18 protein-coding genes and 1 pseudogene are annotated in these 24631 nt (G+C 71.1%); 5 read left to right on the top strand and 14 right to left on the bottom strand.

The annotated features are described in order from the left end of the window. Positions 1 to 34: 34 nt before the first annotated feature. The 10 genes and pseudogenes from ACWFR3_RS21930 to ACWFR3_RS21885 form a co-directional block, all read right to left on the bottom strand. Complete coding sequence (locus tag ACWFR3_RS21930; protein ID WP_453736276.1) at positions 35 to 652, bottom strand: TetR/AcrR family transcriptional regulator; 618 nt, start codon at positions 650 to 652, stop codon at positions 35 to 37. Next, positions 640 to 1374 (bottom strand): enoyl-CoA hydratase family protein, encoded by a 735-nt coding sequence (locus ACWFR3_RS21925; protein ID WP_453736275.1) that lies wholly within the window; start codon positions 1372 to 1374, stop codon positions 640 to 642. Before ACWFR3_RS21925 ends, ACWFR3_RS21930 begins: the two co-directional genes overlap by 13 nt. A 28-nt stretch (positions 1375 to 1402) precedes the next feature. Continuing rightward, complete coding sequence (locus ACWFR3_RS21920; RefSeq protein WP_453736274.1) at positions 1403 to 2569, bottom strand: acyl-CoA dehydrogenase family protein; 1167 nt, start codon at positions 2567 to 2569, stop codon at positions 1403 to 1405. Further along, on the bottom strand, positions 2566 to 4467 hold the full coding sequence (locus ACWFR3_RS21915; protein ID WP_453736273.1) for an ATP-binding protein: 1902 nt from the start codon (positions 4465 to 4467) through the stop codon (positions 2566 to 2568). The genes ACWFR3_RS21920 and ACWFR3_RS21915 overlap by 4 nt, the downstream gene beginning before the upstream one ends. A 10-nt stretch (positions 4468 to 4477) precedes the next feature. Beyond that, positions 4478 to 6079, bottom strand: a complete 1602-nt coding sequence (locus ACWFR3_RS21910) for an acyl-CoA carboxylase subunit beta (protein ID WP_453736272.1) — start codon at positions 6077 to 6079, stop codon at positions 4478 to 4480. Next, a complete protein-coding gene (locus tag ACWFR3_RS21905) occupies positions 6076 to 7854 on the bottom strand; it encodes an acyclic terpene utilization AtuA family protein (RefSeq protein WP_453736271.1) in 1779 nt (592 codons plus the stop codon). The genes ACWFR3_RS21910 and ACWFR3_RS21905 overlap by 4 nt, the downstream gene beginning before the upstream one ends. Beyond that, entirely contained in the window at positions 7851 to 8654 is an 804-nt protein-coding gene (locus tag ACWFR3_RS21900) for a TIGR03084 family metal-binding protein (RefSeq protein ID WP_453736270.1), read from the bottom strand. Before ACWFR3_RS21900 ends, ACWFR3_RS21905 begins: the two co-directional genes overlap by 4 nt. Positions 8655 to 8730: 76 nt before the next feature. Next, complete coding sequence (locus tag ACWFR3_RS21895; protein WP_453736269.1) at positions 8731 to 9729, bottom strand: EamA family transporter; 999 nt, start codon at positions 9727 to 9729, stop codon at positions 8731 to 8733. Positions 9730 to 9898: 169 nt separating this feature from the next. Further along, positions 9899 to 10033 (bottom strand): annotated as a pseudogene (locus tag ACWFR3_RS21890) (GntR family transcriptional regulator); the annotation flags it as partial. Positions 10034 to 12121: 2088 nt separating this feature from the next. Continuing rightward, the gene (locus ACWFR3_RS21885) at positions 12122 to 15025 is read right to left on the bottom strand and encodes an FAD-binding and (Fe-S)-binding domain-containing protein (protein ID WP_453736268.1); all 2904 of its coding nucleotides are present in this window, start codon (positions 15023 to 15025) and stop codon (positions 12122 to 12124) included. 129 nt (positions 15026 to 15154) lie between these two features. On the opposite strand from ACWFR3_RS21885, the gene ACWFR3_RS21880 reads away from it, so the two are divergent. Both ACWFR3_RS21880 and serC read left to right on the top strand, forming a co-directional pair. Beyond that, positions 15155 to 16381: a cytochrome P450 family protein gene (locus tag ACWFR3_RS21880; protein WP_453736267.1), complete on the top strand. Its 1227-nt coding sequence runs from the start codon at positions 15155 to 15157 to the stop codon at positions 16379 to 16381. An 89-nt stretch (positions 16382 to 16470) separates the two neighbouring features. Continuing rightward, positions 16471 to 17589, top strand: a complete 1119-nt coding sequence (gene serC, locus ACWFR3_RS21875; protein WP_453736266.1) for a phosphoserine transaminase — start codon at positions 16471 to 16473, stop codon at positions 17587 to 17589. A gap of 105 nt (positions 17590 to 17694) precedes the next feature. On the opposite strand, the gene ACWFR3_RS21870 is transcribed toward serC, so the two are convergent. Both ACWFR3_RS21870 and ACWFR3_RS21865 read right to left on the bottom strand, forming a co-directional pair. After that, positions 17695 to 18540 (bottom strand): ABC transporter permease, encoded by an 846-nt coding sequence (locus ACWFR3_RS21870; protein WP_453736265.1) that lies wholly within the window; start codon positions 18538 to 18540, stop codon positions 17695 to 17697. Beyond that, a complete protein-coding gene (locus ACWFR3_RS21865) occupies positions 18537 to 19556 on the bottom strand; it encodes an ATP-binding cassette domain-containing protein (RefSeq protein ID WP_453736264.1) in 1020 nt (339 codons plus the stop codon). Before ACWFR3_RS21865 ends, ACWFR3_RS21870 begins: the two co-directional genes overlap by 4 nt. A 118-nt stretch (positions 19557 to 19674) precedes the next feature. On the opposite strand from ACWFR3_RS21865, the gene ACWFR3_RS21860 reads away from it, so the two are divergent. Continuing rightward, the gene (locus tag ACWFR3_RS21860; RefSeq protein WP_453736263.1) at positions 19675 to 20463 is read left to right on the top strand and encodes a TetR/AcrR family transcriptional regulator; all 789 of its coding nucleotides are present in this window, start codon (positions 19675 to 19677) and stop codon (positions 20461 to 20463) included. Between the two features lie 30 nt (positions 20464 to 20493). Here the strand turns inward: ACWFR3_RS21860 and ACWFR3_RS21855 are convergent, their stop codons facing one another. Beyond that, entirely contained in the window at positions 20494 to 21480 is a 987-nt protein-coding gene (locus ACWFR3_RS21855) for a WD40 repeat domain-containing protein (RefSeq protein WP_453736281.1), read from the bottom strand. A 117-nt stretch (positions 21481 to 21597) separates the two neighbouring features. Here ACWFR3_RS21855 and ACWFR3_RS21850 point away from each other — a divergent pair, with 117 nt between their 5' ends. Beyond that, positions 21598 to 22320, top strand: a complete 723-nt coding sequence (locus tag ACWFR3_RS21850) for an SGNH/GDSL hydrolase family protein (RefSeq protein WP_453736262.1) — start codon at positions 21598 to 21600, stop codon at positions 22318 to 22320. Positions 22321 to 22347: 27 nt separating this feature from the next. Here ACWFR3_RS21850 and ACWFR3_RS21845 read toward each other — a convergent pair whose 3' ends face one another. Then, positions 22348 to 23136, bottom strand: a complete 789-nt coding sequence (locus ACWFR3_RS21845) for a hypothetical protein (protein ID WP_453736261.1) — start codon at positions 23134 to 23136, stop codon at positions 22348 to 22350. Positions 23137 to 23278: 142 nt separating this feature from the next. Here ACWFR3_RS21845 and ACWFR3_RS21840 point away from each other — a divergent pair, with 142 nt between their 5' ends. Next, positions 23279 to 24625, top strand: a complete 1347-nt coding sequence (locus ACWFR3_RS21840; protein WP_453736260.1) for a DUF418 domain-containing protein — start codon at positions 23279 to 23281, stop codon at positions 24623 to 24625. The last annotated feature ends 6 nt before the right edge of the window (positions 24626 to 24631 follow it).

Here is a 24631-nt window from a genome sequence, read left to right as displayed (position 1 = left end):
GGCTGGATTTCCAGCCCGTCCGGCGTCCAGGGCCTCAGCCCAAAGCCCCCTCAACCAGCACCGTCCACTGCGCCACCACCCGATCCCGCCGCGCCCCGTCATCCGTCAGGAGATTCGCGAGGCCGAGACCCCGGGCCATGTCGAGCAGGCCCTGGATCGTCTCCCGCACCCCCGGCCGCGACTCATCGGCGTCGAGCAGCCGTACCGCTATCCGGTGGGTCTCGCGGCCCACCCTCGCCTCCAGCTCCGTCACCCTGGCCCCCAGCTGGGGCTCGTTCGACGCCGCCACCCACAGGTGCAGCGCCGCCCGGAACAGCGGCCCCGTGTAGAGATCGACCAGGGCGGCCACCACCGACGCCCGGTCCTGGGCCGGAAGCTCGTTCAGGGCCGTGGAGCGCTGCTCGGCGACGTACTCCACCGCCGCCGTGAAGAGGTCCTCCCGCGTCGGGAAGTGATGCTGGGTCGCGCCCCGCGAGACCCCCGCACGCTCGGCGACCACGGACACCGTGGATCCCGCCCAGCCGCTCTCGGCCAGGCACGCCACCGCGGCCTCGAGAAGACGTTGGCGCGTGGCCCGGCTGCGGTCCTGCTTGGGCGAGCGATCGGCACGGTCGGCGTTACCGGCACGATCGGCCGTGGTCACAGCACCCATGGGCACTCCCGTCGTTCGAGGAACGCCCCCATCCCCTCCCGCGCCTCCGCCGAGGCGAAGAGCCGCGCGGACAGGTCGATGAGGGAGTCCGTGTGGTGGTCGAATGCGTCGAGCACCCTAGCCGTGAGCAGCTTCTTCGTCTCGGCCAGGGCCTGCGGTGCCGCCTTGCGCAGCCCCTCGAGGAGCGGCCGGAGCTCCGCGTCCGCGTCATCGCCCGCCACCGTCACAAGACCCACCCGCGCCGCCTCCGCCCCGCCGAACCGCTCCCCGGTGAGGAAGTAGCGCGACGCCGCGCTCGCGTCCAGCCGGGCCAGCAGCGGCATGGAGATCACCGCGGGCGCCACCCCGATCCGTACCTCCGTCAGCGCGAACGACGCCCCGGGACCCGCGACGGCCATGTCGCACACGCCGAGCAGACCGAGTCCGCCCGCCCGCACATGCCCGTCCACCCGCGCCACCACCGGCTTCGGCAGCTCCACGATCTGCCGGAGCAGCCCCACGAAGACGGCCGGGTCCGGCGGCTCCCGCAGGTCGGCGCCCGAGCAGAACGTCGATCCTGTGTGCGTGAGGACGACCGCGCGTACGCCGGGGTCCTTGCCCAAGTCGGCGAGCGCTTCCGTGAACCCGCGCAGCAGCCCCGCCGAGAGGGCGTTGCGGTTGGCGGGCGTGTCCAGGGTGATCGTGACGATGCCGCGCTTCTCGGACGAGCAGACGAGTGCCATGTGAACTCCCTCGGACAAAACAGCGGGTTCAGTACGACTTGGGCAAGCCGAGCGTCTGGTGCGAGACGTAGTTGAGGATCATTTCCCTGCTCACCGGGGCGATCCGCGCCACCCGTGACGCCACGATCAGCGAGGCGAGCCCGAACTCCTTGGTCAGGCCGTTGCCGCCCAGGGTGTGCACCGACTGGTCGACGGTCTTCACGCACGCGTCGGCGGCGGCGAGCTTGGCCATGTTGGCGGCCTCGCCGGCGCCCATGTCATCGCCCTCGTCGTAGAGCCGGGCGGCCTTCTGCATCATCAGGCGGGCGAGTTCGATGTCGATGTGGGACTGCGCGAGGGGGTGCGCGATCGCCTGGTGGGCGCCGATCGGGCTCTTCCACACGCTGCGTTCCTTGGCGTAGCCCACGGCGCGCGCGAGCGCGAAACGCGCCATGCCGAGCGAGAACGCCGCCGTCATGATCCGCTCGGGGTTGAGCCCGGCGAAGAGCTGGAGCAGCCCGGCGTCCTCGTCGCCCACCAGCGCGTCGGCGGGCAACCGCACGTCGTCCAGGGTCAGTTCGAACTGCTTCTCCGGAGCCTGGAGTTCCATCTCGATCTGCCGCCGCTGGAAGCCCTCCGTCTCGCGCGGGACGATGAAAAGGCAGGGCTTGAGGTTGCCGGTGCGGGCATCTTCCGTTCGGCCCACGATCAGCGTCGCGTCGGCGATGTCGACGCCCGAGATGAACACCTTGCGGCCGGTCAGGAGCCAGTCGCCGCTCGCCTCGTCCTTGCGCGCGGTCGTCGTGATCCGGTGGGAGTTGGAGCCCGCGTCGGGCTCGGTGATGCCGAACGCCATGGTGCGGCTGCCGTCGGCGAGGCCGGGCAGCCAGGCCTGCTTCTGCTCGTCGGTGCCGAAGCGGGCGATGACGGTTCCGCAGATCGCGGGCGACACGACCATCATCAGCAGGGGACAGCCCGCCGCGCCCAATTCCTCCAGGACGATGGAGAGTTCGGCTATGCCGCCGCCTCCGCCGCCGTACTCCTCGGGCAGGTTCACGCCCAGGTAACCGAGCTTGGCGGCGTCGGCCCACAGCTCGTCGGGGTGGCCCTCCTCGCGTACGACGCCGGTCATGTAGTCGCGGCCGTAGCGCTTGCCGAGTGCGGCGACGGCCGCGCGCAGGGCCTGGTGCTCCTGGGTTTCGAGGACGGTGCTCATACGGATTGCTCCTCCTGTACGGCGTCTGCGGCGACGTCTGCGGCTGCGACGTCCACGACTGCGAGCAGCGCGCCGACCTCGACCTGGCGGCCGGGCTCGGCGTGCAAGGTGGTGAGCGTGCCGGGGGCGGGAGCGGTGATGCGGTGCTCCATCTTCATGGCCTCCAGCCAGATGAGGGGCTGCCCGGCGGTGACCCGGACGCCCTCCGCGAGCCCCTCGGCCAGGCGCACGACGGTGCCGGGCATCGGGGCGAGCAGGGATCCCGGCTCCTGCCGGGTGGTGGGTTCGGGGAGCAGCGGGAGCGGGGTGAGGGCGGTGTTGCCGACGTACACCCGGCCGTCGTCGCCGTACCGGCTGACCGTGAACTGCCGCCGCACACCGTCGACTTCCAGAACCACGAGCTCACGGGACACGGAGATCACCCGCACTCCCTCCGCGCTCAGCCCCTCCCGCGTGTGCCGGTAGCGGACTTCGTGCTCGGTCCCGTCCGGCTCGCTGCGGAAGAGCTTGGTGGTCGGCTGCGAGGCGAGGTTGCGCCAGCCGCCGAACCGGGAGCGCCCGTGCGCGTCGGCGAGCGCGGCGGCCAGCGGTGCGTGGGGATCGGGCGCGGGAGCGGCGAGTTCGTCGACGTACCGGTCGTAGAAACCGGTGTCCATGCGGGCCTCGACGAACTCCGGGTGCCGCAAGGACCGTACGAGCAACTCCCTGTTGGTGACGGGTCCGTGGACCACCGCACGATCGAGGGCGCCCGCGAGGCCGCGCAGGGCCCGGGCACGCGTGGGGGCGTACGAGACGGCCTTGGCCAGCATCGGGTCGTAGTGCACGCCGATCGTGTCGCCGTCCGCGTACCCCGTGTCGAGCCGCACGCCCGGCACGGAGAGCCGGTGCAGGGTGCCGGTCTGCGGGGCCCACCCGGCCGCCGGGTCCTCTGCGTAGAGGCGGGCCTCGACGGCGTGTCCGCGCGCGGCCGGCGGCTCTTCCGCGAGCCGTCCGCCCTCCGCGACCTGGATCTGCAGCGCCACGAGGTCGACCCCGAACACTGCCTCGGTCACCGGGTGTTCGACCTGGAGCCGCGTGTTCATCTCCAGGAAGTGCGCCCGGTCGCCCGCGACCAGGAACTCCACCGTGCCCGCCCCGCGATACCCGGTCACGCGCGCCGCACGCAGCGCCTGCGCGTGCAGCTCGTCGACGAGACCGGCGGCCAGACCCGGCGCCGGGGACTCCTCGATGACCTTCTGGTGCCTGCGCTGGAGCGTGCAGTCCCGCGTGCCGAGCGCCCACACGGTGTCGTACGCGTCGGCCATGATCTGCACCTCGACGTGCCGACCGCCCTCCAGATAGGGCTCGACGAAGACCTCGCCGTCCCCGAAGGCACTGGCAGCCTCCGCCCGCGCAGCCTCCAACTCCCCTTTCAGAGAGCCCAGTTCCCGAACGACGCGCATGCCGCGCCCGCCGCCACCGGCAGCCGCCTTCACCAGAACGGGCAGATCACCTTCGGTGACGTCGTCCAGGCCGAGCGGCGCGATGCCCATGAGCTCCTTGGCGCGCGTCTTGGAGGCCATGGACTCGATCGCTTCGGGCGGCGGTCCGATCCATGTGAGGCCGGCGTCGATGACGGCGCGCGCGAAGTCCGCGTTCTCGGAGAGGAAGCCGTAGCCGGGGTGCACGGCGTCCGCTCCTGCCGCCTGCGCGGCCTTCACGATGAGTTCGCCGCGCAGATACGTGTCGGCGGGCGCCGCGCCCGGCAACCGGACGGCGGAGTCGGCCTCGCGGACGTGCAGGACGTCCGCGTCGGCGTCGGAGTACACCGCGACGGTCTTGATGCCCAGGTCGCGGCAGGTGCGGAAGACGCGGCAGGCGATCTCGCCGCGGTTGGCGACAAGTACCGAGCTGATCATGATGAGTTCCTCACATCCGGAAGACGCCGAAGCCACCGCGCGCGCCCTCGTAGGGCGCGGTGTGGATCGCGGACAGGCACAGGCCCAGGACCGTGCGGGTGTCGCGGGGGTCGATGACCCCGTCGTCGTAGAGGCGGCCGGAGAGGAACATCGGCAGGGACTCCGACTCGATCTGCTGCTCCACCATGGCGCGCAGGCCCGCGTCGGCATCGTCGTCGTAGGGCTGCCCCTTGGCGGCGGCGGAGGCGCGGGCCACGATCGACAGGACCCCCGCGAGCTGCTGCGGCCCCATGACGGCGGACTTCGAGCTGGGCCAGGCGAAGAGGAAGCGCGGGTCGTAGGCGCGCCCGCACATGCCGTAGTGCCCGGCACCGTAAGAGGCCCCCATCAGCACGCTCAGATGCGGCACCCGCGAATTCGACACGGCGTTGATCATCATCGCGCCGTGTTTGATGATGCCGCCCTGCTCGTACTCCTTGCCGACCATGTAGCCGGTGGTGTTGTGCAGGAAGAGCAGCGGAATGTCCCGCTGGTTGGCCAGCTGGATGAACTGGGCCGCTTTCTGCGACTCCTCGCTGAAGAGCACGCCCTGCGCGTTGGCGAGGATGCCGACGGGATAGCCGTGCAGCGAGGCCCATCCGGTGGTGAGGCTCGCCCCGTAGAGCGGCTTGAACTCGTCGAAGTCGGAGCCGTCGACGATGCGGGCGATGACCTCGCGCGGGTCGAAGGGCACCTTGAGGTCGCCGGGCACGATGCCGAGCAGTTCGTCCTCGTCGTACTTGGGCGGCTCGACGACGATCGCCGGATCGGCGTACGCCTTCCTCCAGTTGAGCCGCTTCACCACCCGCCGGGCCTGCCTGAGCGCGTCCCGCTCGTCCTCGGCGAGATAGTCCGCGAGGCCGGAGGTACGGGCGTGCATCTCGGCGCCGCCGAGCGACTCGTCGTCGCTCTCCTCGCCGGTGGCCATCTTGACCAGCGGCGGACCGCCGAGGAAAACCTTGGCGCGCTCCTTGACCATGATCACGTGGTCGCTCATGCCGGGGACGTACGCGCCGCCCGCGGTGGAGTTGCCGAAGACGACGGCGACGGTCGGAATCCCGGCGGCGGAGGACTGCGTGAGGTGCTTGAAGAGCGCACCGCCCGGAATGAAGATCTCCTTCTGGGACGGCAGATCGGCGCCGCCCGACTCCACGAGATGGATGGACGGCAGCCGGTTGGCGTGCCCGATCTCGTGCGCCCGGAAGGCCTTCTTCAGGGTCCACGGATTACTGGCCCCGCCCCTCACGGTCGGGTCATTGGCGGTGATCAGACACTCGACACCCTCGACGACACCGATGCCGGTCACCATCGAGCCGCCGACGGGGTAGTCGCTTCCCCAGGCGGCGAGCGGCGACAGTTCGAGGAACGGCGTGTCCGGGTCGAGGAGCAGCTCGATCCGCTCACGGGCGAGCAGCTTGCCGCGCTTGCGATGCCGGGCGACGTACTTCTCGCCGCCGCCTTCAAGGGCCTTGGCCTGCTCGGCGTCGAGCTCGGTGAGCTTGGCCAGCATGGCCTCGCGGTGCTCGGCGTACTCGGCGCTCGCGGGGTCGAGCGCGGACGCGAGGACGGTCACGGGAGTACCTCCGTCGGTTCGGTGGGTGCGGTCGCTTCGATCGGTGCGGTCGCTTCGAGCAGCGCGGCCGCTTCGAGCAGCGCGGCCGGGATGTCGAGATGACGGGCGCGCAGCCATTCGCCCAGACCCTTGGCCTGCGGATCGAAACGGGCCTGCGAGGCGACACCGGCGCCGAGGATCCCCACGACGACGAAGTTCAGCGCGCGCAGATTCGGCAGAACGTGCCGTACGACGGTCAAATCGGCTGCTTCCGGGATGAGTTCACGGAACCGCTCGACGGTCAGCTCATGGACGAGCCACCGCCAGGCATCCTCCGTACGCACCCACACCCCTACGTTCGCGTCCCCGCCCTTGTCACCGCTGCGGGCCCCGGCGACGAGGCCGAGGGGGGCGCGGCGGGTGGGACCGGCCGGCAGGGGCGCGGGCAGGGGCGGCTGGTCGAGGTCTTCGAGTACGAGACTGCCGCCCCGGGCTTCGATGACCCGCCGCTCTCCGCCCGCCAGGACGGCGACGTGGTCGACGGTGCCGCGCTCGACGTACGCGGCTTCGAAGACTCCGTAGGGCGCGCCCTTGCCCGGAGGCGCCGTCACGTGGAATCCGGGGTAGCTGCCGAGGGCGAGCTCGATCGCGGCGCCGCTCAGGGTGCGGCCGACGGGCTCCTGCTGCGGATCGCGCACGACGAGCCGCAGCAGGGCGGAGGCGCCTTCTTCGCTCGGGGCATCGGCCCGATCAGCACGTACCAGCTCCCACCGCACCTCCTCCGGACGGGATTTCGTGCGCCCGAAGGCATCCTCGACCTGCGCACGCACCAGCGCGGCCTTGGCCTCGATGTCCAGCCCCGTGAGCACGAAGACAACCTCGTTGCGGAAGCCGCCGAGCCGGTTCAGACCGACCTTCAGATCCGGCGGCGGAGCTTCCCCCCGCACCCCCGACACGCGTACCCGGTCGGGCGCTTCCTGCGTGAGGGTGACCGTGTCGAGCCGGGCGGTGACGTCGGGCCCGGCATACCGGGCGCCGGAGGTCTCGTACAGGAGCTGCGCGGTGACCGTTCCGACGTCGACGAACCCACCTGTGCCGTCATGCTTGGTGATGACGGCGGCCCCGTCCTCATGGATCTCGGCGACCGGAAATCCGGGCCGAAGAACCTCAGGCCCCGACCGTCCGCCCTCCCCGAAGAAGGCGTAATTCCCGCCGGTGGCCTGCGTCCCGCATTCGAGGATGTGCCCGGCGACGACGGCACCGGCGAGCCGGTCGTAGTCACCGTCCCCCCACCCGAAGTGAGCGACGGCGGGCCCGGAGACGAGCGCGGCATCGGTCACGCGCCCGGTGACGACGACATCGGCCCCGTCCCGCAGACAGGCGGCGATTCCGGAGCCTCCGAGGTAGGCGTTGGCGGTGAGCGCACCGGGATAGCGATCCCCGAGGTCATCACCCTCCACATACGCAACCCGCACCCCGACCCCGAGCCGCCCGGCCAGCTCCTCCACCGCACCGGCCAGCCCGGCGGGATTGAGCCCTCCGGCATTGGCGACGATCTTCACGCCCCGCTCCCGCGCGAGCCCCAGGCACTCCTCCAGCTGCCGCAGGAAGGTCTTCGCGTAGCCGCGCGCGGGGTCCTTGAGCCGATCGCGCCCGAGAATCAGCATGGTCAGCTCGGCGAGATAGTCGCCGGTGAGGACGTCGAGGGGGCCGCCGGTGAGCATGTCGCGCATGGCGTCGAAGCGGTCGCCGTAGAACCCGGAGGCGTTCCCGATCCGCAGCGGCGGCGCGGTCACAGCCCGCCGCCCTCTTCGGTACGCGGGGGCCGCCCGGCACCCGGCGGCCCGGCGAAGGCCTGAGCGATACCGAGCCACCGCTCGGCATCGGCACCTTCCGCGCTCACGGCGAGATCATCACGGTGCGCGCGCTGCGTGACGAGAAGACAGAAATCAAGCGCGGGCCCGGTCACCCGCTGCCCGGCGTCCTCGGGCCCGCTGACCCACAACTCACCCGAGGGCAACCGCAGCTCGACCCGGAAGGCCTCAGCGGGCGCACTCAGCCCCCGCACCCCGAACGAGAAGTCCCGGGCCCGGACTCCGATATGGGCCACGTGCCGCAGCCGATCGGTCGGCACCCGCACCACGCCCACCGCGTCGGCGACGTCCTGGCCGTGGGCCCAGGTCTCCATGAGCCGGGCTGTGGCCATGGAGGTGGCGGACATGGGCGGCCCGTACCAGGGGAAACGGGTCCCGCGCGGCGCGGCGACAAGGGCCTTCAACAACTCGTCGCGCCCGGTACGCCACCGCGAGAGCAGCTCACCGACCGGCAGCCCGGCCCCTTCCTCGGCCCCGTCGTCGACAAAGGACTCAGGAGCCGCAAGAGCCTCCTCGACAAGCTGCCCGAAGGCATCCCCATCGGTAACGGCGATCAGCGCGGCCCGGTCGGTCCAGGCGAGATGGGCGATCTGATGAGCAACGGTCCACCGCTCAGCAGGAGTGGGCAACGCCCACCGCTCTTCATTCAACCCCTCGACCAACTGGTCGAGTTCCTCGCTCTCACGGCGCAGATCATCGAGTACGGGCACAGCTTCGGGCACGGAGCGCTCCCCTCGGGGCACGACGGTGTGCCCCGGAGCATGGCAGCGTCCGGAGAAACAAGCAAGCGTGCTTGCATTACTTTCCGGACGGCTCCGGAACGCTCCCCTCGGCCTCTTCCTCGGCCTCGACGAGCACGGCCTCCGGGGCGGACCCCGACACCACACCCCCCGCCTTACGCCCCCGGCCACGCCCGACCTGGGTCCGCACGGCCCCCATGCTGGCGGCAATGACCAACGAAATGGCCAAAGCCTCATTGACGGACAGAGCCTGGTTGAGCACGAGGAACCCGGCGACGGCGGCGATGGCCGGTTCCAGACTCATCATGATCGCGAAAGTAGAGGCAGGCAGCCGCCGCAGAGCGAGCAACTCAAGCGTGTACGGCAGCACGGACGACATCACGGCGACAGCGGCACCAAGCCCGAGCACCTCGGGCCGGACAAGCTTCTCCCCCGACTCGACGAGCCCGAGCGGCAGGAACACCACAGCAGCGACGACCATCGCGAGGGCAAGCCCATCAGCCTGCGGAAAGCGCCGCCCCGTACGGGCGCTGAAGACGATGTACGTGGCCCACATGACGCCGGCGCCGAGCGCGTACGCCACACCCACCGGATCAAGCCCGCTGAAACCACCCCCGCCCCCCAGCAAGAAGACCCCACACAAGGCCAGCCCGGCCCAGACCAGATTCACGGCACGCCGCGAAGCAAGAACGGACAGAGCCAGCGGCCCGAGCACCTCAAGAGTCACGGCAGGCCCCATGGGAATCCGGGCAACGGACTGATAGAAGAGCCCATTCATCCCGGCCATGGCCACCCCAAAGGCAACGACAGTCCCCCAGTCAGCCTTGCTGTGCCCCCGCAGCCGGGGCCGGCACACGACCATCAGCACCAACGCGGCGAAGGCGAGCCGCAGGGTCACGATGCCGAGCGCCCCCGCCTTGGGCATCACACTCACGGCAATGGCCCCGCCGAACTGAACGGAGACCCCACCGGCGAGCACAAGCCCGACGGGCCCAAGGGCACCCCACCGCCCACCGGGTGCGGCCTCCGGCCCACTCCTCGACGCGTCCACAGCCAACCTTCCAATCCTCCAACGTGACCCAGTCCACTCACCTGAACTGCCCCGTCCAAGGTAGTAGACCACGTAAGGATTGTGGAGCCCTTTCACTGCTGTACGCAAACCCCGTCCACATGCCGAGGCGGCGAAGGCGGCGGGGGAGAGAGCGAGGCGGATACGCCCCGCCGTCTCACATCGGCGTGAACTCGTACTGCAGCTCGCAGAGATGCCCGGACTTGACCATGCCCATGACCGTGGCCTCGATGGGCGTGTCGTCATCACTGAAGACGACACGCAGGGTGCGAAGCACCGGAAGGCTGCCGGGGGCGGGAGAGCCGGACAGCCGGAGAGCCGGAGAGCCGCAGAGCTGTGTACGCGGGCGGCAGGGTGCAGGGTCCGCTGCCTCACCGACACCGAGGAAGCCCGGCCCTTGCGTGAGACCAGGGCGCGCGAGGCTGGCCGCAGGGGGCTGTGCTGTGCTGGTCCGGCGCTTGAATCGGTCACCGGTGCCGTCCGTTCTCCGGAGTTTGGCGGTTACGGACCGGGAGTAAAGGGCGCTCCGCTGCGCTGCGCGTCGGCTGCGCCGATGACCCTTCGGGTCACCCTTGACACCCGCCCCTCCACCGCGCGAGGGAAAGCGACCGGACGGCCCGGGGGCGGGACTCTCGACCAGGGCAGCCGGGTCGTCTGTGTTCCTGTCGGGTGCGGACTGATTCGTCGGGGGCGGCCGCCAGAGGGTGAGGTGCGCGGCCCGCTGGACCGGGGCACCGGTCTCGTCAAGCGGCTGCGGACCGGATCGTTGGGGGTGGCCGCAAGGGGGACGGAGCGGGCGTGGGGCGGCGGCCCGTGTCGGCGGGAGGTGACGGGCGACCGGCTACCCGGTGGTCGGAAGGGCGGCCCGGCGGTTGGTGGTGGGGCGGATTGCAGGAAAGTCCCGGGATGCGGGGCGTTGAGGGCCCGTTCGGCGGGACTTTTCTGCGATCGGTACGGAGGGCCGGGGGTGGGCTGCGGGCAGGGCGACGGCGGACGGGGGCGGGCGACCGCCTGCCCGGTGGTGGGGAAGGCGACCCGGCGGGCAGTGGCAGGGCGGATTGCAGGAAAGTCCCACGAAGCAAGGCGCTGAGGGCCCCTGCGGCGGGACTTTTCTGCAATTGGTGCGTAGGGGCGGGGGCGGGCGCGAGGGGACGGGCTGCGGGCAGGGTGGCGTGGTCGTCGGCGGACGGGGGCGGGCGACCGCCTGCCCGGTGGCGGGGAAGGCGACCCGGCGGCCGGTCGTGGGGCGGACTGCAGGAAAGTCCCACGAAGCGAGGCGCTGAGGGCCGGTGCGGCGGGACTTTTCTGCGATCGGGGCGGGGGACCGGCGGCGGGCGCGAGGGGACAGGCTGCAGGCAGCGCGGCGTCGGCGGACGGGAGACCGGCTGTCCGGTGGTGCGGAAGGGCGGTCCGGCGGCCGGTCGTAGGGCGGATTGCAGGAAAGTCCCGCGATGCGGGGTGCTGGGGGCCTGTGCGGTGGGACTTTTCTGCGATCGGTGCGGAGGGGTGGGGGTGGGGGACCTACTTGGCAAAGTTGTGTTCGGGGAGACGAAGGGCGCGCGGAGTGCGTGGTGCGCCCTCTAGGGGATGAGGTGCCGGCCCCCGGCGCCGGGCGGGGTGCGTCGGTTTCGTCCGGCGGCTGCCGGGGTCGGCTCCACGGGCGGTCACTCGCCGTCCCCCGCCCACGGGGAGCCGTCGTCGGTGACGGGCCCGTCTGCCCAGCGGGCATCTGTCTGCGGGGGCGGCCAACACCTCATCTCGCGACGGCGCATCGGCTCCCGCGTGCGCCCCTCTTGTCCCCGAACACAACTTTGCCAAAGTTGGTGCCCCACCCCCAGCCCTGGCGCCGATTGCAGAAAAGTCCCGCCGCACCCGCCCTCCACCCGGCGTGGCGTGGGACTTTTCTGCAATCCGTCCTACCACCGCCCGACGGGCCGCCCCACGTCCGCTCCGTCCCCCTTGCGGCCACCCCCAACGATCCGGTCCGCAGCCGCTTGACGAGACCGGTGCCCCGGTCCAGCGACCGCGCACCTCACCCTCTGGCGGCCGCCCCCGACGAACCAGTCCGCACCCGACGGGAAGCCGGATGAATTGTCTGCCCTGGTCGAGAGTCCCGCCCCCGGGCCGTCCGGTCGCTTTCCCTCGCGCGGTGGAGGGGCGGGAGTCAAGGGTGGAGCGAAGCGGAATCGGCGCAGCCGACGCGCAGCGCAGCGGAGCGCCCTTGACGCCCGGCCCGTAACCGCCAAACTCCGGAGAACGGACGGCACCGGTGACCGACTCAAACGCCGGACCAGCACAGCTGCGGATACGGCGGTCCAGCGGACGGAAACAGGAACCGAGGCGGGCACCGCACGGCGCCCGGCCGTCGGTATCCCGCGGGTCAGGACAGCGGCGACCCCCGCCCCGCAATCCCCTCATCCAGCACCTCAGCCAGCACCTCAGCCAGCCCCCCAGCCAGCACCTCAGCCAAATGCCGCCCCCGAACCCCCTCCCCCACCTGCGAAAGCTGCGTCCGGCAGGAGAAGCCGTCCGCCAGGACCACCGGGCCGCCCTCCCCCTCCGGCACGGCCCCCCGCACCGCAGGCAGCAACTGCTCCTCCGCGCACGCCACCGAGACCTCGTAATGCCCCGCCTCGAAGCCGAAGTTCCCCGCGAGACCGCAGCAGCCCCCGCTCAGCTCCCCCTCCAGGCCCGCCTTCTCCCGCAGTCGGCGCTCTGCCCCGTCGCCAAGGACCGCGTGCTGATGGCAGTGCGTCTGGCCCACCACAGGACGCCCGATCCGCGGCGGCGACCACTCCGGGGCGAGTTCCTCCAGGGCCTGGGCGAACGTACGTACACGCCCCGCGAGTTCAGCAGCGCGCGGGTCATCGCCGAGGAGCTCCACCAGGTCCGTCTTCAGCGCCGCGGCGCAGCTCGGTTCGAGGACCACGAGCAGCGCGCCCGAATCGAGCAGCGGCCCCATCCGATCCAGCGTGCGCCGCATCACCGCGCGGGCGCGGTCGAGCTGGCCCGTGGAGACGTACGTGAGACCGCAGCACACCTCCCCCGGCGGCACCACGGGACGCAGCCCCGCGTCCTCAAGGACCCGCACCGCGGCCCGCCCCACCGAGGGCGACAGGTGATCCGTGAACGTATCGGGCCACAGCACGACCGCCGGACCCCCCACACCCCCCGGAGCCCCCCGCCCCCCGAACCACCGCCGGAAACTCTCCCCCGCCAACCGCGGAATCTCCCTCTCCGGAGCGATCCCGCCCACCCGCTTGGCCAGCGACGCCAACACCCCCACCCGCATCAACGCATTGGCCACCCCCACCGTACGCGTCCGCTCGGCGAGGCGCAGCCACACCGGCAGCCAGCCCATGGCGTAGTGCGACGCGGGCCGCCTGCGCCCCTCGTAGTGGTGATGCAGGAACTCCGCCTTGTACGTGGCCATGTCCACGCCCACCGGACAGTCCGACCGGCAGCCCTTGCAGGACAGGCACAGGTCGAGCGCGTCCCGCACCTCCTCCGAGCGCCACCCGTCCGTGACGACCTCCCCCGCGAGCATCTCGTGCAGCAGCCGTGCCCGGCCCCGCGTGGAGTGCTCCTCCTCGCCCGTGGCCCGGAAGGAGGGGCACATGACACCGCCGCCCGAACCGGCCGACGACGTACGGCACTTCGCGACCCCCACACACCGCCGCACCGCCGCCGAGAAGTCCCCGCCGTCATGGGGGTAGCCGAAGGCCACGTCCACCAGCTTGCGCGGCAGCGGGGCGAACCGCAGGTTCGCGTCCAGCGGCGCGGGCCGCACCAGCATCCCCGGATTCAGCAGATCCGCCGGGTCCCACACCCCCTTCACCCGCTCGAAGAGGCCCACGAGATCGGCGCCGTACATCTTCGGAAGGAGTTCCGCCCGCGCCTGCCCGTCCCCGTGCTCGCCCGACAGCGAGCCGCCGTGCGCGACCACGACCTCCGCCAGGTCCTCCGAGAAGCGCCGGAAGCGCCGCACGCCGTCGCCACTCATCAGGTCGAAGTCGATGCGTACGTGAATGCAGCCGTCCCCGAAGTGCCCATACGGAGTCCCGCGCAGGCCGTGCTCGGCGAGCAGCCCCCTGAAGTCCCGCAGATACGCCCCGAGCCGGGCCGGCGGCACCGCGCAGTCCTCCCAGCCCGGCCACGCCTCGCTGCCGTCCGGCATCCGCGTCGCCGTACCGCTGGCGTCCTCGCGTACCCGCCACAGGGCGCGCATCCCGGCCGGATCGGTCACCACCACCGAGTCCACGACGCCCCCGGAGGCGGCGCCCTTCACGATCGACTCGGCACGCGCGCGTGCCTCGCTCCCGCTCTCGCCGCCCGTCTCCACGAACAGCCAGGCACCGCCCTTGGGCAGCCCGCGCGCTCCCCGTACGAGGTCGGCGGCCATCCCCTCCACCGTCAGCGGCCCGTACGGAAGCAGCCCCGCCGCGGCCTCCGCCGCCGCGCTCTCGTCGGCGTAACCGAGGACGGCGAGCGCACGCGCGCGGGGCGAGTCGACGAGGCGTACGACCGCCTCCGTCACCACGCCGAGGGTGCCTTCGGAGCCGCAGAAGGCGCGGGCCAGGTCCACGCCCCGCTCGGGGAGCATGGCGTCGAGCGCGTAGCCGGAGATACGGCGCGGAAGCTCGGGGAAGCCGGTGCGCAGGAGCTCCAGATCGCCCTCCACCAGCGGGCGCAGGCCCTCCGGCGCGCCCGCCCACCCCTGGCCGAGTGCGAGCCCCGCTCCCGCACCGCTCACGACCGAAAGCGACGAGACGTTGTCGGCGGTGGTCCCCCAGGCGACCGAGTGGGACCCGCAGGAGTTGTTGCCGATCATGCCGCCGAGGGTGCAGCGGTTGTGGGTGGAGGGGTCGGGGCCGAAGGTCAGGCCGTGCGGGGCCGCCGCGTTCCGCAGGTCGTCGCAGATCACTCCCGGCTGTACGACCGCGGTCCGCGACTCCGCGTCGAGGGACACGATGCGGTTCATGTGCCGGGTGAAGTCGAGGACGAGCCCCGTACCGGTCGCCTGCCCGGCGATGGACGTACCGGCGCCGCGAGCGACGACGGGCACCCCGCGCTCCCGGCACACGGCGAGCGCCGCCGCCACGTCGTCCGCGTCGCGCGGGGCGAGGACCCCGAGCGGCACCCGGCGGTAGTTGGACGCGTCCATGGTGTTCAGGGCCCGCGCGGTGACGGAGAAGTCCACCTCCCCCCGCACGGCCGCCCGCAGTTCCCTCTCCACCTCTACGGCTTCGCCTACACCTTCGCCTACGCCTCCGAGATCACTCATGCCCATATCCATGCCCTCAGGATGCATCCGCGAAGGCCCTCACCGACCGCAGCCAAACGCCCGACGAGTACCTATAGTTGCCGCGACTTGATCAGCGCACCCCCCACACGGCCCCAGAGGAGAGCCCTCATGACACCCGGCACCCCCGACCGCATCGTCCTCGACCCCTTCGTCACCGACCTCGACGGCGAGAGCGCCAGGCTGCGTGCCGCGGGCCCGCTCGCCGAGGCGGAGCTGCCCGGCGGCGTACCGGTCTGGGCGGTCACGCACCACGCCGAGGCCCGCCAACTCCTCACCGACAAGCGCCTGGTGAAGGACATCGACGTGTGGGGCGCCTGGCGGCGCGGCGAGATACCCGCGGACTGGCCGCTGATCGGCCTCGCCAACCCGGGCCGCTCGATGCTGACGGTCGACGGCGAGGAGCACCGCAGGATGCGGGCCCTGGTCGCGCAGGCGCTGACGCCGAAGCGGGTCGAACGGATGCGGGAGCGGATAGCGGAGCTGACGAAGGGCCTCCTGGACCGCCTCCCGTCAGAGGAAGGTCAAGTCGTCGATCTGAAGGCGGAGTTCGCCTACCCCCTCCCCATGTACGTCATCAGCGACCTGATGGGCATCGAGGAGGCCGACCACCCCCGTCTGAAGGTCCTCTTCGACAAGTTCTTCTCCACCCAGACGCCGCCGGATGAGGTCATGGCGACGCTGGGCGAACTCGCCGACATGATGGGCAGGGTCGTCGCGGCGCGGCGGGCGGAGCCGGGCGACGATCTGACCAGCGCCCTGATCCTCGCCTCCGAGAACGGCGACCACCTCACCGACGCGGAGATCCTCTCCACGCTCCAGCTGATGGTCGCGGCGGGCCACGAGACGACGATCTCGCTGATCGTCAACGCGGTGGTGAATCTTTCGGCCCACCCCGAGCAGCTCGCCCTCGTCCTCTCCGGCGATGCGAGCTGGGAGATGGTGGTGGAGGAGACCCTGCGCCACTCCACGCCGACGTCACACGTCCTGATCAGGTTCGCGGCCGAGGACGTCCCGGTGGGCGACAAGGTGATCCGCGAGGGTGACGCGCTGATCGTGTCGTACGCGGCGATCGGCCGGGACGAGGGGGCGCACGGCCCCACGGCGGGCGCCTTCGACATCACGCGCACATCCCCGAACCGCCACATCTCCTTCGGCCACGGCCCGCACGTCTGCCCCGGAGCGGCCCTGTCCCGCCTGGAGGCGGGGGTGGCGCTCCCCGCCCTCTACGAGCGTTTCCCGGAGCTGACCCTTGCGGTCGCGCCGGGCGAGCTCCGCAACAAGCCGGTGGTGACGCAGAACGATCTGTACGAGCTGCCGGTACGGCTACGGAAGTAGCCTCCCCGGAGCGTCCACCAGGTGACCGAACGGTCTCAGCCGCCGGACACCCCCGGGGCACCCGCGCCGGTAGCCGTTAGGCTCACCCCGTGGCTGAGATCCAGATTCCCGCTGACATCAAGCCCGCCGACGGACGTTTCGGCGCGGGCCCCTCCAAGGTGCGCACGGAGGCGCTGGACGCGCTCGCCGCCACCGGTACCTCTCTGCTCGGCACCTCCCACCGCCAGGCCCCGGTCAAGAACCTGGTCGGCAAGGTGCGCGAGGGCGTGCGCGACCTCTTCTCCCTCCCCGAGGGTTACGAGGTGATCCTGGGCAACGGCGGCTCCACCGCCTTCTGGGACGTCGCGACGCACGGCCTCATCGAGAACAAGTCGCAGCACCTCACCTTCGGCGAGTTCTCCTCCAAGTTCGCCAAGGCCTCGAAGCTCGCTCCGTGGCTCGCCGAGCCCACGGTGATCTCCAGTGAGCCCGGCACGCACCCGGAGCCGCAGGCCGAGGCGGGCGTGGACGTCTACGCGTTCACGCACAACGAGACCTCGACCGGCGTCGCGGCCCCCATCAAGCGGGTGGCCGGCGCGGACGAGGGTTCCCTCGTCCTGGTGGACGCCACCTCCGGCGCGGGCGGCCTGCCGGTCGACATCGCCGAGACGGACGTCTACTACTTCGCCCCGCAGAAGTCCTTCGCCTCGGACGGCGGCCTGTGGCTCGCCGCGTTCTCCCCGGCGGCGATCGAGCGTGCCGAGCGCATCCACGCGAGCGGCCGGCACGTCCCGGAGTTCTTCAGCCTGCCGACGGCGATCGACAACTCCCGCAAGAACCAGACGTACAACACCCCGGCTCTCGCCACGCTCTTCCTGCTCGCCGAGCAGCTGGAGTGGATGAACAGCCAGGGCGGCCTTGAGTTCACGACCGGCCGCACGGCCGCGTCGTCGCAGGCGCTGTACGGGTGGGCCGAGGAGTCGAAGTACGCGACGCCGTTCGTCACGGACCCGGCCAAGCGCTCGCAGGTCATCGGCACGATCGACTTCGCGGACGAGATCGACGCTGCCGCTGTGGCGAAGGCTCTGCGGGCCAACGGGATCGTGGACACGGAGCCCTACCGCAAGCTCGGCCGTAACCAGCTGCGTGTGGCCATGTTCCCGGCGATTGACCCCTCGGACGTCGAGGCGCTGACCAAGTGCATTGACTATGTGATCGAGAAGCTCTGAGGTTTCGCTGTCACCTGCGGGTGCTTTGTGGCTGAGCGCGCCCACGCGGCGGAGCCGCATATGTCACAGCCCCGCGCCCCTTTCGGGGCGCGGGGAACTCTGCTTTTACCTGCTCAGCTGCTTGAACTTCCGTACCGCCAGCGGCAGGAACAAGAGGGAGATGGCCAGGGGCCACGCCACCGCCATCAGTACCGCGTTCTGCTCCACCCAGCTCGCCCCGCCCGCGCCGGGGTTGCCGAAGAGTTCGCGTGCTGCCGTGCCCGTGGAGGACACCGGGTTCCAGGCGGCGATCGGGGCGAGCCAGTCGGGCATCAGGGACGGTGCGACGAAGACACTGGAGATCATGGTGAGCGGGAAGGCGACCGCGTAGAGGCCGCCCGCCGCCTCCGGGGTCGGCACCACGAGGCCCAGGAACACGCCCACCCAGATCAGGCTGAACCGCAGGAGCAGCAGCAGCCCGAAGGCCGCCAGGGTCTCCGGAAGGCCGGCGCTGGACCGCCAGCCGATGGCCAGCGCGGTGAGCGCGAGGATCGTCAGTTCGGCGCAGGCCACGATCAGATCGGCGAGCCCGCGCCCGGCGGCCACCGCCGACGGCGCCATCGGCATCGAGCGGAAGCGGTCGATGACGCCCTTGGTGGAGTCCGTGACGACCGCCATCGCGGTGTTCATGAAGCCGAAGGCCATGGTCATCACGAACATGCCGGGCATCAGGAACTGCTTGTAATCGCCGTCGTCGCCCCCGCCGGGCACCTTCATCGCCTCGCCGAAGACGAACCCGTACAGGAGCACGGAGATGATCGGGAAGCCCAGCTGCCAGGCGATGTTGACGGGCTGGCGCCGGAAGTGGGTGAGGTAGCGGCGGGTGATGTTCCAGGTGTCGGCGAGCGCCCAGTAGAGGCGGCCTCGCGACGTGTCGGCGGACAACGCGTCCGTGGTCAGTGCGGCGCTCATGCTGCGACCTCCGTCTTCTTCTCGTCGATCCCGGCGGACGCCGCATCCGTGGCGGCCTCGTCGGGTTCCGTGCGATGGCCCGTGAGTCGCAGGAACACGTCGTCGAGGCTCGGCCTGCGAAGACCGATGTCCTCCACCGCGACGCCCTGGTCCTGGAGGGTCCGCGCCACGTCGGTCAGCGCGCCGACCCGGTCGGTCACCGCCGCCTGGACACGCCGCTCCAGGTCGACGGTCTCGGGCACGCCCGCCGCGACCCTGGCGACGGCCTTCACGGCCGCCGGGACATCGGCGTCCTCGCGGACCACGACCTCCAGGTAGCTGCCGCCCACCGTGTTCTTCAGGCCGTCCGGGGTGTCGTCGGCGATGGCGCGGCCCTGGTCGATGACGGTGATCCGGGAGGCCAGCTTGTCGGCCTCCTCCAGATACTGCGTGGTGAGCAGCACCGTCGTACCGTCCGCCACCAACTTCCGTACGGTGTCCCAGACTTCGAGGCGGCTGCGCGGGTCGAGCCCGGTGGTCGGCTCGTCCAGGAAGAGGACGGCGGGCGCGAGGATCATCGACGCGGCGAGGTCGAGCCTGCGCCGCATGCCGCCGCTGTACTGGCCCGCGCCCTTGTCGGCCGCGTCGACCAGGTCGAACTGCTCCAGGAGTTCCCGGGCGCGACGCGCGGCCCGCTTGCCGCCCAAGTGGAAGAGGCGGCCGAACATCTCCAGGTTCTGGCGGCCGGTGAGGACCTCGTCGACCGCCGCGTACTGGCCGGTCAGGCCGATGCGGCTGCGGACGGCGTCGGGCCGGCGCACCACATCGGCCCCCGCGACCTCGGCCCGGCCCCCGTCGAGCCGCACCAGGGTCGAGAGGATGCGTACGGCGGTGGTCTTGCCCGCGCCGTTCGGGCCGAGCAGTCCGTGCACCGTGCCGCGCTCCACGCGCAGATCGAATGCGTCCAGGGCCTTCTTCTCGCCGTAGCGCTTGTCGAGCCCCTCGGCCCGCACCGCGTATGCGTCGTTCTCGCTCACTGCTGCCCCTCCACCCGTTCGAGCTTTTGAGTACGCCGTACCCAAATGAGAGTACACCGTACTCAGTTTCGCGGGTACACCGTACCCAATTACCGGTACGGCGATTAGGCTGAGCGCCATGACGAGCACGAACGGCGGCGGCGAAAGCGAGCCCAAGCGCACCGGCAGCGACATCACCCGCAGCCTGGAACTGCTCTGGGGCGAGGGCGAACGCCCCACGCGCGGCCCCAAACCCGCACTCACCCTGGACCGCATCGTCACCGAGGCCGTACGCCTCGCGGACGCCGAAGGGCTCGCGGCGGTCTCGATGCGCCGCCTGTCCACGGAACTCGGCACCGGCACGATGTCCCTGTACCGCTACGTCCCCGGCAAGAGCGAGCTGCTGGACCTGATGCTGGACCGCGTGTTCACACCGGCGGGCGAGGCGGAACCCCCGAGCGGCGGCTGGCGCGAGGCCGTCGAGGCGTACGCCCGCGAGACCCTCGTCCTCTACCGCGGCCACCCCTGGCTGCTCCACGTCAACCAGGCCCGCCCGGTGCTCGGCCCGGGCTCGGTCGGCGGCCTGGAGCGGACCCTGTCCGGCATCAAGGAGATGGGCCTGAGCGACCCCGAACTGATCGGCGTCATCGTCATGGTCGAGGGATACGTCACCGGAGTCGCCCGCACCCAGGTGCAGGAGATGGAGGCGGTGAAGAAGAGCGGCCTGACGGACAAGGCGTTCTGGGAGGCGCAGTACCCGACCCTGGAGCGGATCATGAACAGCGGCCGCTACCCGCACCTCGCGGGGCTCTCCGACGACGCGTTCGGCTCGGAGTTCGACCATTTCGAGTTCGGTCTGCAGCGCCTGCTCGACGGTCTCGACGTCCTGGTGGCGGCCCGGCGCGAGCTGCGGGCGCCCGGCGAGTAGCCCCGCCGGGCCGGCCGGACGCCGTGCCCGCTAGTTCCGCCGGAACAACCGCTTCAGCCCGAGGAAGGCGGCGAGCACGCCGAGGGCGAGCAGACCCACCTTGAGCCCGCCGTCGGTTACGGAGTCCCCCTCGGCCCCCGCCTGCCCGGAACCGCTGCCGCCGGAGCCCGAGTTGCCCCCGCCCGCCCCCTCGACCTCGACGGGCTCGACCTGGCTCTGCTCGCCCTCGCTGCCGTACAGGAGGGTCGTACCGTCCAGGGTGTACGTCACGGACTCGCCCTGCCGCTGGAGCGGCACGCTCAGCCGCCCCTGGCGCTCGGGCTTCTTCCCCTCGCCCTTCCAGGTGTACGAGACTCCGCCGAGGTAGCCGCGCAGGGCGAGCTGCTTCCCGTCGGGCGAGAAGGCGCCGTCCGTGGTCCAGAGGCCGGTGTCGCCGAGGCGCTTGAAGACGTTGGTGCCGGAGGCGGACATCTGCGCGGGGCCTTCGTACAGGCCGCCGCCCTCCTCCTTCTTGTCGGCGATGTAGATCCGGCCGGTCTTGGGGTGCACCATCAGGGCCTCGGCGTCGCGCGCCCCGTCCTCGTACTTCACCGTGTACTGGGTGGCGCGGACGGTCTGGTCACCGAGCTTCTTCGGCTCGGGCAGCTTGTAGATCCATACATGCGACCAGGTGCCGCCGAGGTTGTCGCCGATGTCGCCGACGTAGATGTTGCCGTCGCTGCCGACGGAGACGGCCTCGACGTCGCGGGGCTTGCCGACGCCGGTCATGGTGATGGTGGCGACGGTCTTGCCGGTTTTGCCGTCCACCGCGTAGAGCAGCGCGCCGTTCTTGTCCTGGTCGTTGTGCGTCCAGTAGACGCCCGGGTGGGCGCGGGACGCGGCCAGGCCGCTGGACTCGATGATGCGGGGGTCCTTGATGGTGAACCCGTCGCGGCCGTCGTCGTCGGCGGCGGTGGCGGGACCGACGGCGGCCAGCAGGACAAGACACCCGGCACCGAGTACAGCCATGGCACCCATCGGAGAACGCAGTGAACGCATGGGCCAAGCCTGCCACCCCGGCGGCGGAGGGCGGACGTTCGGCGGGTGTTGAGCCTCACATCGCAGGCCGGGGCGTTGATCCGCGATGATGAGCGGATGCTCAGGTTCATGTTCGTCGGCGACTCGATGACGATCGGCAGCGCGGGGGAACACACCTGGCGCCACCGGATGTGGCAGCACCTGCGGGCCACGGTCGGCGACACGGCGTTCGCCGTGGTGGGCCCGCGCCAGGCGCTGCACGACAAGGTCTCCGGCGAGCCCGTCTCGTACGCCTACGCATGCCAGGACCCGGACTTCCCGCGCCACCACTTCGCGGGCTGGGGCGAGGGCTGGCTGCACATGGCGCCCCAGATCGCGGAGACGGTGCGCCGGGAGAGCCCCGATGTCCTCCTCATCTCCCTCGGCCTGATCGACCTGGGCTTCTACACGAACGCGGAACAGACGGCGCACAACGCACGCCGCTTCATCGCGGAGGCCAGGTCGGCGAACCCGCACATCCGCCTGGTGCTGCTCCCGGTGATCCCGAACGTCCGGGCCCGGACGGACGCCCCGTTCGCGGCGGAGGTGGCGCGCTTCAACGTGCTGCTCGCCAAGGCGGTGGCGGATCTGGACACGGGTGCGTCGCCGCTGCTGCTGGCCTCGACGCCGCCGTCGTACGACATCGACGTCGACACGTACGACGGGACGCATCCCGGCGAGAGCGGCGAGCACAAGCTTGCGGCGGCGTTCGCGGACGCGATGCACCAGGCGTGGGGCGTGGGGACGCCGTACGAGACGGCGCCCCCGGCTGCTCGGAGCGAACTGTCCCCCGCCGGCTGAAGAACGGGCTACCCGCTTGAGGACGGGCTACCGGGTGTAGTTGGCCTTCAGCGCCTTGAGCCCGGCGATGTCCCACTTCGTGTACTGCCCGCGGTACTTCTCGGCGCGGGCGTCGGTGCCGCCCTTGGCCCTGGCGTAACCGCCGTTGGGGGAGCACATGACCGGCAGGTCCTTGGTGCTGTTGGAGACGCACTCGAAGTTGTCGGCGGTGTGGTTGGAGTCCGGGCCGTCCACGTTGGCGTGGTCGAGCCCGATCGCGTGCCCTAGCTCGTGGCTCATCATGTTCGAGATGAGGGTCGGGGAGAGCTTGTAGTCCCCCGGCTTCCAGTACTCGCTGTCGACCCATATCCAGCCGCCCCACGCGCTGTGGTTGGCGGTGGCGTAGCACGGGTGGGCCTGTGAGAAGCCCGGCTTGTTGCCCGGCATGAAGGGGCGGTAGTCAAGGCCCACGGTGATGACGTGGCGCTCCGCGGTGTTACAGGCGTTCTGCTCCTTGTGGTAGCCGCTGGCCAGCGTGAACTTGGTGCCGGTGACGGAGGTCAGCTGGGCGGCGGTCTTCTTGATCTGCGCCCGCAGATCCTTCTCCGCCTTCTTGGTCTGCGCGGCGGTGAGCTTGGTCTCCGACGCCTTGGGCTTGACCAGGTGGATCACGTACGGGTCGGGGCTGAGCGACTCGATCCCCTGCCCCTTCAGGATCCGCCACCCGGTGCCCTTGTACACGTCCCCCGCGGCATAAGCCGGGTTGCTGAGCGCGACGAGCCCGACGGCAGCGGCGAGCACGCCCGCAGAGCGCACGATCTTCTTCTTGGTGGTCATGAACCGCATCCTCACGCACCCCACCAACAACTCCCCAACCGCCCCCCGGACGCACCCTGGCGCCCCGGCCGTATCCCTTCGTCCGGCGTCGCTAGCCGGAAGTCGGATGTCCGCTGCATGGCCGCGTTCTTAGCGTTCAGGCATGACGGTCGAGAGCGCTGATGCCGATACCGATGCCGATACCGATGCTGATGCCGGTGCCGATGAGGTCACCCCGCCGAGTGCACGGACCCGGCCCCGCCGGGCGGGCGTACTGCCCGGTGAGCGGGCCCTCGCGCCCGATCTCGCACGCGGGATCATGCTGCTGTTCATCGTGCTTTCCAACACCGCGTTCCATCTGTCGGCGGCCCGGCACGGGCCCTCCGGGTGGCAGCCGGTGGATGGCGGATGGGCCGACCACGTCGTGCAGTTCGGCATGATTACCGTCCTTGACCTGCGTATCTATCCGCTCTTCGCGTTTCTCTTCGGGTACGGGATGATGCAGCTGTTTCTGCGGCAGAAGGCCGCGGGAACCTCGGAGCGCGAGGCCGTGCGGGTGCTGCGGCGGCGGAGTCTGTGCCTGGTCGTCATCGGGCTGCTGCACGCCACGCTGCTCATGGCCGGGGACATCGTCGGCTTCTACGGGCTCCTCAGCCTCGCCCTCGGCTGGCTCTTTCTGCGGCGCGGTGACCGTGCGCTGAAGTGGTGGATCCGGATCGCCGTCGCCCAGTTCGTTCTGCTGGCCGCCCAGCCCGTCGTATCGGCCCTTCTCGCGGGGGAGTTGGGCACGATGGGCGACGCGGGCGCGGAGCCAGGGGCGGACGCGTACGCCGCCGGTGAGGGGGACTGGTTCGCGGCGGCGGGCACCCGCTTCACGAGCGGCCTGTACGTCACCTTCGCGGCGGCGCCGCTGTCGCTGGTGGGCGGCGCGTACTTCATCTTCCTGCTCGGCTTCTGGGCCGCGCGCAAGGGCGTTCTCGAGGAGCCGGGGCGCCATCTGCCGCTGCTCCGCCGGACCGCGGTGATCGGCGTCGCGGTGGGGTGGCTGGGCGCGCTGCCCGCCGCACTGGCCCACGTCGGGGCGATCACTGTCCCGGACGACGCGCAGAGCGAGGGCGGAGTACTGACCCTCCTGCGGGACGTCACGGGGAACGCGGCCGGTCTCGGGTACGTGGCGGCTGTGGCGCTGTTCGTCCACTGGTGGACGGGCCGGGAGCGCGGTCCCCTCAGGGGAGGGCGCGCCACCACCACCGCTGCCGCCACCGCCGTCACCGCCATCTCCGCCGTCGGCAAACGCTCCCTCTCCTGCTACCTCGCCCACTCCCTGCTCTTCGCCCCGGTCCTCGCCGCCTGGGGCCTGGGCCTCGGCGAACACCTGACGAGCGCGACCATGGCGCTGTTCGCGGTGGGGGTGTGGCTGGTGACGGTCGCGGGGGCCTACGCGATGGAACGGGCAGGGCGGCGCGGGCCGGTGGAGGCGGCGCTGCGGCGGGTCATGTACCGGGGATAAGAGCCG

It is taken from the genome of Streptomyces sp. NPDC055189, assembly GCF_053606765.1.
The sequence above is the reverse complement of the archived record's forward strand: the minus strand, read 5'-3'. Positions and strand labels throughout refer to the sequence as shown.

What these genes read in the sequence shown, in the direction of transcription:
- ACWFR3_RS21930 (WP_453736276.1), bottom strand. Translation starts at nt 652, where the DNA reads ATGGGTGCTGTGACCACGGCCGATCGTGCCGGTAACGCCGACCGTGCC.
- ACWFR3_RS21925 (WP_453736275.1), bottom strand. Translation starts at nt 1,374, where the DNA reads ATGGCACTCGTCTGCTCGTCCGAGAAGCGCGGCATCGTCACGATCACC.
- ACWFR3_RS21920 (WP_453736274.1), bottom strand. Translation starts at nt 2,569, where the DNA reads ATGAGCACCGTCCTCGAAACCCAGGAGCACCAGGCCCTGCGCGCGGCC.
- ACWFR3_RS21915 (WP_453736273.1), bottom strand. Translation starts at nt 4,467, where the DNA reads ATGATCAGCTCGGTACTTGTCGCCAACCGCGGCGAGATCGCCTGCCGC.
- ACWFR3_RS21885 (WP_453736268.1), bottom strand. Translation starts at nt 15,025, where the DNA reads ATGAGTGATCTCGGAGGCGTAGGCGAAGGTGTAGGCGAAGCCGTAGAG.
- ACWFR3_RS21880 (WP_453736267.1), top strand. Translation starts at nt 15,155, where the DNA reads ATGACACCCGGCACCCCCGACCGCATCGTCCTCGACCCCTTCGTCACC.
- ACWFR3_RS21870 (WP_453736265.1), bottom strand. Translation starts at nt 18,540, where the DNA reads ATGAGCGCCGCACTGACCACGGACGCGTTGTCCGCCGACACGTCGCGA.
- ACWFR3_RS21860 (WP_453736263.1), top strand. Translation starts at nt 19,675, where the DNA reads ATGACGAGCACGAACGGCGGCGGCGAAAGCGAGCCCAAGCGCACCGGC.
- ACWFR3_RS21855 (WP_453736281.1), bottom strand. Translation starts at nt 21,480, where the DNA reads ATGGGTGCCATGGCTGTACTCGGTGCCGGGTGTCTTGTCCTGCTGGCC.
- ACWFR3_RS21850 (WP_453736262.1), top strand. Translation starts at nt 21,598, where the DNA reads ATGCTCAGGTTCATGTTCGTCGGCGACTCGATGACGATCGGCAGCGCG.
- ACWFR3_RS21845 (WP_453736261.1), bottom strand. Translation starts at nt 23,136, where the DNA reads ATGACCACCAAGAAGAAGATCGTGCGCTCTGCGGGCGTGCTCGCCGCT.
- ACWFR3_RS21840 (WP_453736260.1), top strand. Translation starts at nt 23,279, where the DNA reads ATGACGGTCGAGAGCGCTGATGCCGATACCGATGCCGATACCGATGCT.